This window comes from Shimazuella sp. NTD247 (assembly GCF_059510415.1).
This window is the reverse complement of the sequence record NZ_JCAJZU010000009.1, coordinates 94,918-108,346: the sequence shown is the minus strand read 5'-3', so window position 1 is coordinate 108,346 and position 13,429 is coordinate 94,918. Positions and strand designations below refer to the sequence as shown.

The following is a 13,429-nucleotide window of genomic DNA, read 5'->3' as shown; positions in this document are numbered from 1 at the left end:
CTGCTCATCACCCAGATGAGAAGTGCTCCAAACACAGGGCACCAGCATATAAGGATAGACCACATAAATAAAGGGCTAATGCATTTTGCATTAGCCCTTTTCCCTTTAACGATGTACTTCTGTGTAGATATCTTTGATCATTTTTTGTTTTTGTTCCCACAGTTGCTTGGATAAATCCACATGGTATTCCTCTGGATTTAAGATGCGCAGTTGTTCCTCCCAAAACAGCCCGATCTGTGCTTGGTGATATGCTCTGCTCTCTTCTAGCGTAGGGAGTTTGTGCACTGATTTTCCATTTCTGAGCAGCGGCTGCAGCAATGGAATTGCTAAAAAGTTTGTTACGACTTTTTGTTTATAGGGATGATCTGGGTGGAACAAGGTGAGCGGTTCTTCTTCCTTTAGCAACTGCTCATAAGACGCGATCCAGTCTCCTCTTGCTTTACCCGTTTCCCGATCGACAATACGAAAGATGGTCTTGCGGCCAGGTGTGGAAATTTTTGCTGGGTTAGAAGAGATTTTGATCGTCGGTTCCCATGTGCCGTCGTTTTCTTTTGCGACCATCTTGTATACTGCTCCTAGTGCTGGTTGATCATATGCAGTGATCAGTTTTGTCCCAACACCCCATCCATCGATTTTTGCACCTTGCTGCTTTAAGTTTAAGATGGTTTCTTCGTCTAAATCACTGCTGGCAATAATTTTTGTATCTTGCAGCCCTGCTTCATCGAGCATGATCCGTGCTTGTTTGGACAAGAATGATAAGTCACCGCTATCCAATCGTATCCCTAACAATTGATGTCCTTTTTCTTTCAATTCTAGTCCTACTTGAATCGCATGCGGCACCCCGCTCTTTAATGTATCGTATGTATCTACAAGTAAAACAGAAGAATCAGGAAATGCGAAAGCATAAGCGCGAAATGCATCCAGTTCACTTGGGAAATCTTGCACCCATGCATGGGCATGTGTACCGCTAGTTGGAATGCCAAATGTTTGTCCAGCTAATAAATTAGAAGTTGCATCAAAGCCAGCAAGGTAGGTTGCTCTCGCACCCCAAACAGCAGCATCATGTTCTTGCGCTCGCCTGCTACCAAATTCCAATAATGTATCTTGTGGTGCAATATGGCGAATTCGAGCGGCTTTGGTGGCAACGAGCGTTTGGTATCCTATAAAATTGAGCAATGCAGTTTCGACAAGGTGTAATTCAAAAATGGTTCCATCTAAACGCATCAGCGGTTCCTCTGGAAAAATCAGTGTACCTTCGGCAAGGGCATCGATGTCAGCTTGAAAGCGAAATTTCCGCAAGTAATCAAAAAAACTCGCCTCAAAGTCAGGGCAATTTTCTTGCAAATATGCAATATCTTCTTTTGTGAAATGGAGATTATGGAGATATTCTACTGCTCGTTCCAATCCGGCGAAAACAGCATATCCATTGCCAAATGGTAAGGATCGAAAAAAAAGTTCAAAAGATCGGCGATGGGTGTGTGTGCCATTTTTCCAGTGTGCGTACATCATTGTTAGTTGGTATTTATCCGTATGTAATGAGATAGACATCTTGATGTTCTCCTAGTAGATGATTTCATATATTAGTGGGTTGATTTGCCCATCTCGTATCTGAAATGCACTTAATTTTTTTTCTGCTTCTCGAAAGGAAATGATCCAGCAACTTAACTCTGGCCTTTCCCAATATTTTGCGTCCGATTTGGACGGATATGCAGGTAAATGTGGATGTGTATGAATAATTCCAAGGCAAGTCAACTGATTCATGCGAATTTTTTTGATCGTTTCCCAATATGTTTCGGGTACATAACCAAAAGAGCAGGGAGATGGATCGAGTATATGCAAAGGAAAGAAATGTGTGATTTCTTTGCCTACTCCTGCTAAAAAGCCGTATCCTTCCGCAGGGAGTTGATGATAACAATAAGCTGTCAATTCATCAATTACTTTGCTATGTATGGATAAATGAAGGGAAGACCCCAAGTTTTGTACCTCCTTTCCCTTTTACCTATGATAAAATAGACAATAACTTTTTATCTTAGTGAGGCGACAACATGAGCAGTATTCTAGTTGGTGTATGTGGTTGGGGAGATCATGAAATCTATCCACCCGGAACCAAACCGACAGAAAAATTAGCATTGTATGCAGGTCATTTTCCTGTAGTAGAAGTAGATAGTACTTTTTATGCCATCGCTACCTCTGAGCGCATGGAAAAATGGGTAAAATCAACCCCTGAATCCTTTCGTTTTGTAGTAAAGGCATACCGAGAGCTGACGGGTCATGGAAGAATTGGAAAAGCACCTGAACGCACTTGGAACGAACTTGTTCAAGAAACAAAAGACAGTCTTGTACCATTGCAAGAGGCTGGGAAATTGTCTTCGATCCTGTTTCAGTTTCCACCTTGGTATGACTGCAAAGAATCACACGTGCGATATATCCAGAAGATTCGTCAAGCATTTCTTGATTATCCTGTTGCGATTGAATTTCGACATCAGAGTTGGTTTCTCCCTGCTTATCGAAATAGAACAATTGACTTTCTCACGAGTGAGAATTTGGTATATGTCATCTGTGATGAACCACAGACATCTGAGGGCTCCGTTCCCATTATAACAGAGGTTACCAATAAGGAGCAGGTACTTATTCGATTTCACGGACGAAACATAGCAGGTTGGAATGATCACAAAAATCCAAACTGGAGAGATGTTCGCTACGCTTATCGTTACTCATCTAGTGAATTAAATGAATGGGTAGATCGTATTCATCAATTAGAAAAAGAAACAAAGCAAATCATTCTATTGTTTAACAATAATTCCCAGGGTGATGCAGTAGATAACGCAAAGCAGTTTATCGAAAAATATGGGATTATATACGATAATTTAGCACCAAGGCAAAGCGAATTATTTTAGACATCAAGATTTTAGGAGCGTAAAAAATGTTGGGCTTAATTGGGATCATTTTATTTGCTATTGGTTTATTTGCAGGTACGTTAGGGAGTTTGGTAGGCATTGGCGGGGGTATTATCATTGTACCCGCCTTATTATATATATCATCTAACTTTTCTGACTCCTTAACAATTACCCCTCAGATAGCAGCAGGCACATCATTGCTTATTGTCATGCTGACTGCTATTTCATCCATTCTGGCATTCCATAAACAAAAAAGAATCGATTATCGTAGTGGTTTGCTCTTTTTTATTGGAGCGGGACCGGGATCTTTTGTTGGAGCTTTTTTTTCTCAGTATTTTTCTGCAGATAGTTTTATGATTGGATTTGGTTTATTTCTGTTGTTTTTATTTTTGTTAATGTTATTTCAGGGTAAATTAAAGCCGATAAAGTTTTCACGTATTGTGCAACGAAAGTATGTCGATACTTCTGGAGAAGAACACGCATATGGATTCCATGTTACAACCGCAATTGCAATTTCATTTGTAATCGGAATCATTTCAAGTTTATTTGGCATTGGTGGAGGAGCAATGCTTGTCCCGATGATGTTGTTAGTTTTTCAATTTCCACCACTTGTAGCTACTGCAACCTCTATGTTTGTTATTTTTTTATCATCCGTGACAGGAAGTGTGACACATGTATTGCAAGGACATATTTCATGGTTAGCTCTTGTGCTTATTGCTCCTGGATCATGGATTGGTGGTAGACTAGGTGCGTTTTTGTCAAACAAGATGAGCAATCGTATATTGTTGATTATTTTTCGGACGACTTTGGTTATTGTTGCGATAAAAATGATTTTGGATGGGTTACATCTTATGTAGAGAGAGGAAAGCGTATGAAACGAATACATCTAATCCATACAAATGATGTGCATAGTCATCTAGAGGAAATGTCGATGATTGACACATATGTCAGGAGACAAAAGAAACAATGGGAATTGGATGGTGAAATTGGTTTTTTGGTAGATATTGGGGATCATTTAGATCGAGCTAGATGGGAAACAGAAGGAACGGATGGATTGATTAATAAGGCAATATTGGATACAACGGGTTATGATGTTGTTACCCTTGGAAACAATGAATTGCTTACGTTTTCTCATGAACAACTCGATCGGCTTTATACCAATTCACCGTTCCGAGTTATTTGTTGCAACGTGATTGATCCTCTTTTTGCCCCTTGCCAAACGTATGAAATCAATGGAATTAAATTAGCTTTTATCGGTGTCACTGTTGCATACTATGAACTGTATAAATCCCTTGGCTGGGAAGTTGTAAACCCTTTTCGAGCTGTGCAAGAACAAGTGATGAGATTAAGAAAAGATGGTTATCATATCCTAGTTTTATCGCATCTTGGCTATCCGAATGACGTAAAAATGGCAAACGAAATGGAAGATATCGATATAATTATGGGAGGACATACCCATCATTTACTCGAAGTACCTGAGAAGATAAATAAAACTTACATTGCTGCTGCTGGTAAATATGGCAAATATATCGGTCATTTAACTTTAGATTTTGATGAGGGTAATAATTTACTCGAAGTGAATGGAAGAGCAAGCTTATTAGAAGAGAGGCAGAGCAAAGAAATAAAGGAAGTATTCTCCCATTATCGGCCAATTGCAGAAAAAAAATTAAATGAATCAGTAGCAGATTTAGAGAAGGAGCTCATTGTAAACTGGGGAGAAGAGACACCTTTTGCAAATTTACTTGCTGATAGTTTAGTAAAGTGGACAGGAGTACCTTATGGTTTAGTAAATAGTGGTCAGTTGTTGTACTCTTTACCCGAAGGAATAGTGACAAAGCGGGCATTACACACGGCATGTCCCCACCCAATCAATCCTGTAGTACTAGCAGTAAAAGGAAGGGATTTAAAAGAGACATTAGAACAATCACTGTTAAATGAGTTTATAGAGAAAGATATACAAGGATTTGGTTTCCGGGGGAAGAAGTTGGGGTGTCTAGCTATTTCGGGAATTACTGTTATATATGATCCCACAAATCCCCCGTACCAAAAAATACAACAAATATACATGGGTAAAGACATACTCATGGATGATAACATATATTCTATAGCAACCATCAGTATGTTTGTATATGGTGTTGGATACTCATTGTTAAAAAAAGCAGAAGTAATACACTACTATGTTCCAGAATCATTGCGCATTGTACTAGCGAATGGTCTTCATTCGTACCAGCTGCGAAAGGAAAGTTGGCAAAGACGATGGCTTACTTCTTTCCCCAAGGAAGAAAAGCTTGGTATTTTTCCAACAAGAAGATAAAAGGTATACCTAATAAATAACACACGCCCAATTCTCCTATACCGACATAGATCATTAGCCACGGTATGCTCACTGGCAGTCCTCCAACAATACCTAGTAAGATGCCGACAATAATAGCATTTACAATAACAGGTGGGAGTGGCGCGAGAAATTTATTTTTAGTTAATGATGTGAGATAAGCAGCAATTAAAGTAGCCAAGCTTCCAAAGATTACATCGTAAATACCAGCGGGACTTAATAAATTGGCCAGCAATGTACCAATAAATAAACCAGGGATAGCAAGGCGTGTGAAAAATGGCAATACCGTAAGTACTTCTGAAACACGAAATTGAATGTAGTTAAATGATAGCGGTGCAAAAAAATATGTTAATAAGACATAAATAGCTGCGATCATTGCTACGATGGTAATGTTTTTAGTTGTCATAATGATTCCCCCCATAGCATATTATGACTAATTTGAGGAGGATTTTCCATGAGTTTTGCTGACGAAGTCTATTCGATGTATCGTAATCAGTTACATGATAAGGAAGAAGATGCGGTTTCTGTTGTACTTAATTTACTTGAAGATCAATCCCATCAGGATATACTTCGTCTATTAGAGAAACTAAGTGTCGACGAATTATCCCAGATGTTAGGTGTTTACTTAGTGGAAATGTTGAAAATTAAAATGATACAAGATGGAAAATTAACGGTTCCAAAATCTTTTTTGGATAGTAATCGACTGCATTAAAAAAACACTCTTTTCCGCATTTGCTCATAGGCTAGCAAAAGGAAAGGAGTGTTTTTTTTGATACAAGTAAAACCAATAACTTTAGAAGGCGATGTTACTGTACTAGGTGTGGAAGTGAAACTGCCAAAAACGACATTGATCGCAATCACTACTGATGTTGGGTACATTATGTGTGGTGCGCTTGATGTAGGGCTTTTAAATGACCGATTAGCCAGCAGAAACATTGTTGCAGGCAGAGCAGTGGGTGTAAAAACATTAGAGGAGTTACTTTATGCTCCGCTAGAATCTGTTACCCATACGGCACGGGATATGGGTATTACGGAAGGTATGATTGGAGAACAAGCTCTGCGTAAAATGCTTGTCTAACGTCTTTTTTTTAGTAATTTGCGGAGTACAATTGGCAAAACATACTTGGCAGCAAAACGAAAGATGTGGGAAACCATTCTCTGTTTACTCATCTTGGTTCCTCCTCTGAACTAGTTACTTATTATTTACTATAAAACAAAAAGAAAAGGAAGCACAAATGTGCTTCCTTTTTTTATGATTATTATCCGTTTACACGAACAACGTTTGCAGATTGTGGACCACGATCGCCATCAACGATTTCAAATTCAACAGCTTCGCCTTCTTCTAAAGTTTTGAAGCCATCTCCTTGAATAGCGGAGAAGTGTACGAATACATCGCCACCATCTTCACGCTCGATAAAACCATAACCTTTTTCTGCGTTAAACCATTTTACTTTACCCTTCATTCTCTTGGGCCTCCTTTTGTCTATTAAAAAGCGGATCCTAAGGAACTGGATCGATGAACCATCTTACAAGAGGCCACAAGACCATACTTGGGTATTCCACTTTTTAATTCTGTAACCTATTATGCCACAAATGGATTCAACTTAGCAAGTGCTCATAAGGTTTGAGATCAATGTTTTTCTTTTCCAATGTTTTTAAAAGCCATTTATGATCCCGTTTTGGGGTCGCTCGGATGTATCCTTCTATTATGAATGCCTCTGTCATATTTTTCGCATGGTGCTGCAAAGCAATTTCACCAATTTTGCCTGCTATCTTTTGTTTTGCAATATCTCGAAATAATTCAGGTACAGGTGCTACCAATTCGTTTAAAAATATTTTTTGATCTGGATTCCAAAGGTGTATGGTTTGTTCTATATAATGATTTTGCCAGTCCAGTTCTGATCTACCATCTGCTTTTGGTAAACTTTTGAGAAATTTACGGAACATAAAGTATCCACCGATTGCCATTGTTCCAATCAGTGCCACCCAAAACATTTGGTAAAAGATCGATAAAAAATAAGGAGTATTCACCAGTTATTCACCTCTAACGTTATTATAATGAAAAGGATTGCAGAAATGAACCTCTTTTGTTCCCCTATAAAAAGGAAACAAAGAGTGAAAAATATATGAAAATTGGGTTTTATTTCGTAAAGTTGTATTGTTGTAGTAAATCTGTAAAAGAATTTTTTTCTTTTTGTAATGAATCGATGCCACAATAAGGGGATAGTAAACAGTATAGTTATATGTATAATAGATAAATCAACAGGAGAGGAGTTTTTTTATGAGCTGGACAAAAAACCATAATCGAATTCGGTTGATTACTTCCCTCCTATTAACTTTGATATTAGGCGGAATTCTTTTAGCAGGTCAAAAGCTAATTTATACAGATAAAATGAAGGTATTTTATTTTCAAGGAAAACCAGGTACCTTATTTTTCGCTCTATTTGCCTGTACTATAGCCGTGTATTTTTATCTATTGACGAAAAGAAAAGATGATACTGGAAAAATAATGAAGCGCTGGTGTCTAACTATCAACACTATTTTGTTTGTAATATTGCTACCTTTACAAGTATTTAGCATGGATTCTTATTTTTATATAACCGATAAAGAGGTGGTTGAATCAAAGTTTTGGAATGTCGGGGATAAGGAAAAAGTGGACTGGAAAGATTTAAAAAAAGCAGTACTGACGGTTTTAGGCGATACGAACAGCGATACAGTATCAATCATCAATCACTTGGTGTTTCGTAACGGAAAAACATATGATATAAATATTTCTACTATTGGTAAACAAGAATTCAGCAAGTTGTTGACCTATTTAAAAAATCAAAAGTTGTCAGTCGAAGTAATAAAGCCTAGCAAAGAACAGTTGCAATTAGTTCGAAGTAATTATGGATCACAAGTGGAAGATCTGTTTAAGAATGGTTAATGACCTTGAAAAATTTTTTTGAATTTCTATTCGGAAGAACTTTTGTATTATAATTAAATGGAAAAGGATATTCATTAAACATAGTGAGGATAAAGTGGCATCAAAAAAGCAGCCGACTAGTTTGGATGATTTGCTGAAGTTCATTTCAGCTGGTCGCATTGGGCCATTCGATTTGAATGCTTCTGAGCAAGGGAGAATAATTAGAGAAATTCAGAGTCATGATACTATCGTAGCGAAACTCCTTCGGATGTTGAATGGAAAAAATTGATATGAAAATAGCACCTTTCTCCATATACAAGAAAGGTGCTCGTCATTTTTAATAGAAATAAAAAAGAGCCCTCCTTTTTGGAAGAGCTCCTTTCTTATGTAGTGAGGTAATTTTATTAGAAGCACAATTGTACGATTGCGTAGATGGATGCCCATAATGGAATACTCATTAGACTTGCGTTTAGAATACCAACAGTTGCGTTCATAGTTCATTTCCCCTTTAGGTTTGTGTTTTTCATCTATGTAAGTTATTTAAAAGTCGTGGTTAACTTGATGAATTTAGTATACCTTGCCTCATGCGTTTTGTCTTAAAAATTGCTACAATGTAATCTATATGTAAAGTTAGGGAGAAAAAGCTGTAATTAAACAACAATATGTTGTTATTTGTTACATTGAACTTCTACCACTGAGTTTAGCTAAATGCCTGAAGTGAGATTTCCTTCGAATACCCGTAGTACAACCGATTATCTAAGCAGGCTCTATCCGCAGTTCCTGCAGTGATTATTTGCTCCCTACTTTGGCTTGGTTTTTGCAACTTCGGTGTGCTTAGATGGTGGAAGATTATTTGTTACAGTCCAGTTCCTGGAGCAACCTTGTATCTTTCGTTTTAAAAGTTCCGTACTCATATGTCCTTATCTTATTCTATGAACATATTTTTCTTATCCTTCTTACGGAAAGAAAATTTGTTCAACATTATCTCAAAAGGTGATATGGAACAAACACAACTCACTACTTATGAAGTAGGAGCCTTCTAGCGTGTTTACAATAAAAGTCATTCAGTTGATAGGAGAGGAAGCTAAGTAATGATTCATGTAAGTAATGTAAGCTACCGGATCGGCGGTAGAAAATTGTTTGAAGACGTAAATATAAAGTTTACACCTGGTAATTGTTATGGTGTTATTGGGGCGAATGGTGCAGGAAAGTCAACTTTTCTAAAGATTTTAGCGGGTGAGCTAGAAGCAAATACCGGAGAAATCTCTATCGGTTCCGGAGAGAGATTGGCTGTTTTAAAACAGGATCATTTCCAATACGATAATTACTCTGTAATGGAAACAGTAATCATTGGTCACGAGAGACTTTATAACATTATGAAAGAAAAAGATGCATTATATGCAAAGACCGATTTCTCTGAAGAAGATGGAATGCGTGCTGCTGAGTTAGAAGGGGAATTTGCAGAATTAAATGGATGGGAAGCGGAATCCGAAGCAGCTATATTGCTGTCAGGTCTAGGGATTACAGAAGATTTACATCTCAAAAAAATGGCAGAGCTCGCTGGTCCGGAAAAAGTAAAGGTATTATTAGCTCAAGCACTCTTTGGAAAACCGGACATCTTGTTATTGGATGAACCAACAAACCACTTAGACATAGCAGCAATTCGTTGGTTAGAAGATTTTCTTGCCCAATTTGAAAATACCGTAATTGTAGTTTCTCATGATCGGCATTTTTTGAATCAAGTTTGTACACACATGGTTGATATTGATTTTGGAGAAATACGATTGTATGTTGGAAACTATGATTTTTGGTATGAATCAAGTCAACTTGCTTTAACTCTAACCAGAGAAAAGAATAAGAAATTAGAAGAGAAACGAAAAGAATTAGAGACATTTATTGCAAGATTTAGTGCGAATGCATCAAAATCAAAGCAGGCTACTTCGCGAAAAAAACAGCTGGAAAAAATTACTTTGGAAGATATCAAACCATCAACACGACGCTATCCATTTATTCATTTTGAACCGGATCGAGAAGCGGGTAATGATATTTTACGAGTGGACAGATTGAGTAAAAGTGTGGAAGGCGAGAAAGTTTTAGATGAGATTAGTTTTACACTCAACAAAGGAGATAAAATTGCATTTGTTGGAGACATGGAATTGGCAAAAACAACATTATTTCAATTGTTAATGAGTGAATTGGAACCCGATTCAGGAGACATTCACTGGGGAATCACCATTACAAAAGCATACTTCCCGAAAGATCATGCTGATTATTTTCAAGGAAATGAATCAAGTCTTGTCGATTGGCTGCGTCCTTTTTCCAAAGATCAGACAGAAAGCTACCTTCGTGGGTTTTTAGGAAGAATGCTATTTTCTGGGGATGAAGTTTTAAAGAAACCAAGTGTGTTGTCAGGTGGGGAAAAAGTGAGATCGATGTTATCTAGAATGATGATGAGTGGTGCAAATGTATTGATTTTAGATGAACCGACCAACCATCTAGATCTTGAATCCATCACCGCATTGAATAAAGGTTTAACAAATTTCCCAGGTTCCATCTTATTTGCATCTCATGACCATCAATTTATACAAACGATAGCAAATCGTATTATTGAATTTACATCAAATGGAATAATCGACAAACAAATGACATATGACGAATATTTGGATTGGCGTTTGTCTATTTCCTAGGAAATATTGTCGAAGTAGGTAGGGTAAATCATGAAAAAGCCAATTTCCCCACAGTGGGACCCATGGGATGCTTGGCATACAGTCCAAGTAAAACATCGATATGAGTTGACAAGTATTGAGTTTACAGTTACGAATTTGTGTAACCTTCGCTGTGAGCATTGTGCAGTGGGAGAGACGCTCTTAGATAAAGAAGAACCGTATATATCTTTAGAAAAAGTTTTCAATCGTTTGGATGAGTTAGAGACATTACAAACTATTAGCATAACAGGTGGAGAGCCTGTTTTTCATCCAGATACAGTAGAGAAATCAATCAAACCTTTGTTACAATATGCGAAAAAGCGCGGAATTTATATACAGTTGAACACCAACTTGACTCTGCCTTTTCACCGTTACGAAGGTTGGATTCAAGATGTGGATGTTGTGCACATTTCTTATAATTACCGAGACTATGAAGATTTTCATCGCATGGTCTATGCTCGAACGAATCGGACAGTATCAGCAAAAGTAGCAGAAAAAACGTTTGATTTGATGAAAGAAAATGCAAAGCGTTTGGCTGAAGAAAATATTTTTGTTTCAGCAGAAACATTTCTCAGTCCATTCACAGCACCCCATATTTTGCAAATGCATGAAGACATTGTAGAAATGGGCTGTCGTCGACATGAAGTTCATCCACTTTATCCTAGCGATTTCGCGAAAGATATGTCTCTGCTTTCTTTAGCAGATTATCGTAATGCTGTTGAAAAATTGATGATTAACCCAAAAATTTGGATTCTTTTTGGAACCCTTCCTTTTTTTCCTTGTAGTGAGGATGAAAAAGATCAATTATTATGGAAAAATTTGTATCGAAAAAGCGACGTGACTGTTCGACAAGACCCTGATGGTAGAAATCGATTGAATATCAATTTGTTCACAGGAGAGGTTACCATTACAGATTTTGCAGAGCTAAAATCATTTGGAAATATTTTTACACATTCATTAAATGATATTTTTCAATCTTGGTTAGCTCATCCAATGGCAAAAAGAATACATTGCATGTGTCCGTCTGCAAAGTGTACAGGACCAAATTTACTTGTGGCGGATAGTTATTATCCACAGTGGAATTTTGCTGAAAGAAAAGCCAATATCCAAGTTAGTTAACCCCAATCAGGGGTTTTCTTATCCAATTAATTGTTAATATTTTCAAAAAGAGGTGTTTTTTATGCGTTTGTGGAGTATTCATCCAAAGTATTTGGATGCTAAAGGGTTAGTTGCTCTTTGGAGGGAGTCATTGCTTGCCCAAGCTGTACTGGGCGGTAATACAAAAGGTTATAAAAAACATCCTCAATTAATTCGATTTAAAAAGCATTCTTCCCCTCTTTCAGCAATAGCTGTCTATTTAAATGGAATTTTTCAGCATGCATGCGAGAGAGGTTATCGTTTTGATCAAAATAAAATCGAAGGATTGTCAACGACTGAATTGATTTCTGTAACAACTGAGCAGATTGCGTATGAGAAAAATTGGCTTTTACAAAAATTACAAGAAAGGGCACCAGAGCATTCCTCATTGTTAATGCTAGATAATGAAATAAGACTTCATCCGTTGTTTTATGTTGTAGAAGGGGAAATAGAACCATGGGAGAAATTATAATAATAGATTACATTGTAAAAATTAGGGAATGTATGACAAAGTTTGTAATCTAGAGGGAGGAAATTTCTTGAAAATTGCAATCACTGGTTCAACTGGAATGGTAGGAGAACGATTGGTTCCTGCCCTAAAGGAACAAGGACATGAAATTTTTCGGATAGTTCGGTCTCGTAATACTAATTTTAATGAACCTACTATCTCATGGGACCCAGAAAAGCAATTTCTTGATCTACAACAACTGGACGGTATGGACACGGTCATTCATTTGGCAGGAGAAAATATTAGTAAACGGTGGAGTGCAAAACAAAAAGCAAAGATTCATTCAAGTAGGGTAAATGGGACAAGTCTATTATCTTCTTCTCTGGCTCATTTGAAAAATCCGCCGAAATGTTTATTGTCTGCGTCAGCTATTGGATTTTATGGCAATCATCCAAGTTCTAATTTACTTCATGAACAATGTAATAAAGGGAATGGTTTTCTGTCGGATATCGTATCTGATTGGGAAGACGCAACAAAACCTGCACAAGAAAAAGGAATAAGAGTCGTTCATATGCGCTTTGGAATGATATTAGATAAGCGGGCTGGTGCATTAAAGAAGATGTTGCATGCTTTTCAACTGGGACTAGGAGGGAAATTTGGTTCCGGAAGGCAAGTAATGAGTTGGATTTCGATTGATGAACTCCCTAACATTATTCAATTTTTACTGGAAAATGAAAACGTAAATGGAGCAGTGAACCTCGTAAGTCCTGAACCTGTAACAAACTATCGATTTACAAAAACATTGGGCAATGTACTTCGTCGTCCTACTGTATTTTCTGTACCGTCATTCGCCTTAAAAATTCTTTTTGGAGAGATGGCAGAAAGTTTACTACTTGAAGGAAGTAGAGTAACCCCAAAAGTATTAGAAGAAAATGGATATACTTTTCAATTTTCGGACTTAAAAGGGACTCTAGAGCATATGTTTAACAACTAGAAGGGGGATGA

Annotated in this window: 16 protein-coding genes; 11 read left to right on the top strand and 5 right to left on the bottom strand. The window is 37.4% G+C overall.

From position 1 onward, the window contains the following. Positions 1 to 105: 105 nt before the first annotated feature. The gene (locus tag AC5WOC_RS19585) at positions 106 to 1,548 is read right to left on the bottom strand and encodes a nicotinate phosphoribosyltransferase (RefSeq protein WP_496057101.1); all 1,443 of its coding nucleotides are present in this window, start codon (positions 1,546 to 1,548) and stop codon (positions 106 to 108) included. A gap of 12 nt (positions 1,549 to 1,560) precedes the next feature. Further along, the gene (locus tag AC5WOC_RS19580) at positions 1,561 to 1,974 is read right to left on the bottom strand and encodes a M67 family metallopeptidase (protein WP_496057100.1); all 414 of its coding nucleotides are present in this window, start codon (positions 1,972 to 1,974) and stop codon (positions 1,561 to 1,563) included. A 71-nt stretch (positions 1,975 to 2,045) separates the two neighbouring features. Here AC5WOC_RS19580 and AC5WOC_RS19575 point away from each other — a divergent pair, with 71 nt between their 5' ends. The 3 genes from AC5WOC_RS19575 to AC5WOC_RS19565 are packed head-to-tail and all read left to right on the top strand — an operon-like array spanning position 2,046 to position 5,211. Further along, entirely contained in the window at positions 2,046 to 2,897 is an 852-nt protein-coding gene (locus tag AC5WOC_RS19575) for a DUF72 domain-containing protein (protein ID WP_496057099.1), read from the top strand. 26 nt (positions 2,898 to 2,923) lie between these two features. Further along, positions 2,924 to 3,754, top strand: coding sequence for a sulfite exporter TauE/SafE family protein (locus AC5WOC_RS19570; RefSeq protein ID WP_496057098.1), 831 nt, complete (start codon positions 2,924 to 2,926; stop codon positions 3,752 to 3,754). Between the two features lie 14 nt (positions 3,755 to 3,768). Next, entirely contained in the window at positions 3,769 to 5,211 is a 1,443-nt protein-coding gene (locus AC5WOC_RS19565) for a bifunctional metallophosphatase/5'-nucleotidase (protein ID WP_496057097.1), read from the top strand. Here AC5WOC_RS19565 and AC5WOC_RS19560 read toward each other — a convergent pair. Beyond that, positions 5,159 to 5,635, bottom strand: a complete 477-nt coding sequence (locus AC5WOC_RS19560) for a QueT transporter family protein (protein ID WP_496057096.1) — start codon at positions 5,633 to 5,635, stop codon at positions 5,159 to 5,161. The genes AC5WOC_RS19565 and AC5WOC_RS19560 overlap by 53 nt on opposite strands. A gap of 48 nt (positions 5,636 to 5,683) precedes the next feature. Here AC5WOC_RS19560 and AC5WOC_RS19555 point away from each other — a divergent pair, with 48 nt between their 5' ends. After that, positions 5,684 to 5,941, top strand: a complete 258-nt coding sequence (locus tag AC5WOC_RS19555; RefSeq protein WP_496057095.1) for a DUF6154 family protein — start codon at positions 5,684 to 5,686, stop codon at positions 5,939 to 5,941. A gap of 57 nt (positions 5,942 to 5,998) precedes the next feature. Then, on the top strand, positions 5,999 to 6,307 hold the full coding sequence (locus tag AC5WOC_RS19550; RefSeq protein ID WP_496057094.1) for a YunC family protein: 309 nt from the start codon (positions 5,999 to 6,001) through the stop codon (positions 6,305 to 6,307). Between the two features lie 181 nt (positions 6,308 to 6,488). On the opposite strand, the gene AC5WOC_RS19545 is transcribed toward AC5WOC_RS19550, so the two are convergent. Next, positions 6,489 to 6,692 (bottom strand): cold shock domain-containing protein, encoded by a 204-nt coding sequence (locus AC5WOC_RS19545; protein WP_028776793.1) that lies wholly within the window; start codon positions 6,690 to 6,692, stop codon positions 6,489 to 6,491. Positions 6,693 to 6,828: 136 nt separating this feature from the next. Next, the gene (locus AC5WOC_RS19540; protein ID WP_496057093.1) at positions 6,829 to 7,260 is read right to left on the bottom strand and encodes a DUF2621 family protein; all 432 of its coding nucleotides are present in this window, start codon (positions 7,258 to 7,260) and stop codon (positions 6,829 to 6,831) included. A 250-nt stretch (positions 7,261 to 7,510) separates the two neighbouring features. On the opposite strand from AC5WOC_RS19540, the gene AC5WOC_RS19535 reads away from it, so the two are divergent. The 6 genes from AC5WOC_RS19535 to AC5WOC_RS19510 all read left to right on the top strand — a co-directional run bounded on the left by AC5WOC_RS19535 (position 7,511) and on the right by AC5WOC_RS19510 (position 13,418). Then, positions 7,511 to 8,155 (top strand): hypothetical protein, encoded by a 645-nt coding sequence (locus AC5WOC_RS19535; protein ID WP_496057092.1) that lies wholly within the window; start codon positions 7,511 to 7,513, stop codon positions 8,153 to 8,155. A 94-nt stretch (positions 8,156 to 8,249) separates the two neighbouring features. After that, positions 8,250 to 8,423, top strand: coding sequence for a hypothetical protein (locus AC5WOC_RS19530; RefSeq protein WP_496057091.1), 174 nt, complete (start codon positions 8,250 to 8,252; stop codon positions 8,421 to 8,423). A gap of 802 nt (positions 8,424 to 9,225) precedes the next feature. After that, entirely contained in the window at positions 9,226 to 10,821 is a 1,596-nt protein-coding gene (locus tag AC5WOC_RS19525; RefSeq protein WP_496057090.1) for an ABC-F family ATP-binding cassette domain-containing protein, read from the top strand. A gap of 30 nt (positions 10,822 to 10,851) precedes the next feature. Further along, on the top strand, positions 10,852 to 11,958 hold the full coding sequence (yfkAB, locus tag AC5WOC_RS19520) for a radical SAM/CxCxxxxC motif protein YfkAB (RefSeq protein ID WP_496057089.1): 1,107 nt from the start codon (positions 10,852 to 10,854) through the stop codon (positions 11,956 to 11,958). A 61-nt stretch (positions 11,959 to 12,019) separates the two neighbouring features. Continuing rightward, positions 12,020 to 12,448 (top strand): pyrimidine dimer DNA glycosylase/endonuclease V, encoded by a 429-nt coding sequence (locus AC5WOC_RS19515; RefSeq protein ID WP_496057088.1) that lies wholly within the window; start codon positions 12,020 to 12,022, stop codon positions 12,446 to 12,448. A gap of 67 nt (positions 12,449 to 12,515) precedes the next feature. Next, positions 12,516 to 13,418 carry a TIGR01777 family oxidoreductase gene (locus tag AC5WOC_RS19510; protein ID WP_496057087.1) on the top strand — a complete coding sequence of 301 codons (903 nt, stop codon included), beginning with the start codon at positions 12,516 to 12,518 and terminating at the stop codon, positions 13,416 to 13,418. Positions 13,419 to 13,429: the final 11 nt, after the last annotated feature.

Excerpts from the sequence above, each read along its gene's own strand:
- AC5WOC_RS19545 (WP_028776793.1), bottom strand. The coding sequence starts at position 6,692 with ATGAAGGGTAAAGTAAAATGGTTTAACGCAGAAAAAGGTTATGGTTTT.
- AC5WOC_RS19555 (WP_496057095.1), top strand. The coding sequence starts at position 5,684 with ATGAGTTTTGCTGACGAAGTCTATTCGATGTATCGTAATCAGTTACAT.
- AC5WOC_RS19575 (WP_496057099.1), top strand. The coding sequence starts at position 2,046 with ATGAGCAGTATTCTAGTTGGTGTATGTGGTTGGGGAGATCATGAAATC.
- AC5WOC_RS19585 (WP_496057101.1), bottom strand. The coding sequence starts at position 1,548 with ATGTCTATCTCATTACATACGGATAAATACCAACTAACAATGATGTAC.
- yfkAB (WP_496057089.1), top strand. The coding sequence starts at position 10,852 with ATGAAAAAGCCAATTTCCCCACAGTGGGACCCATGGGATGCTTGGCAT.
- AC5WOC_RS19515 (WP_496057088.1), top strand. The coding sequence starts at position 12,020 with ATGCGTTTGTGGAGTATTCATCCAAAGTATTTGGATGCTAAAGGGTTA.
- AC5WOC_RS19525 (WP_496057090.1), top strand. The coding sequence starts at position 9,226 with ATGATTCATGTAAGTAATGTAAGCTACCGGATCGGCGGTAGAAAATTG.
- AC5WOC_RS19535 (WP_496057092.1), top strand. The coding sequence starts at position 7,511 with ATGAGCTGGACAAAAAACCATAATCGAATTCGGTTGATTACTTCCCTC.
- AC5WOC_RS19560 (WP_496057096.1), bottom strand. The coding sequence starts at position 5,635 with ATGACAACTAAAAACATTACCATCGTAGCAATGATCGCAGCTATTTAT.
- AC5WOC_RS19570 (WP_496057098.1), top strand. The coding sequence starts at position 2,924 with ATGTTGGGCTTAATTGGGATCATTTTATTTGCTATTGGTTTATTTGCA.
- AC5WOC_RS19565 (WP_496057097.1), top strand. The coding sequence starts at position 3,769 with ATGAAACGAATACATCTAATCCATACAAATGATGTGCATAGTCATCTA.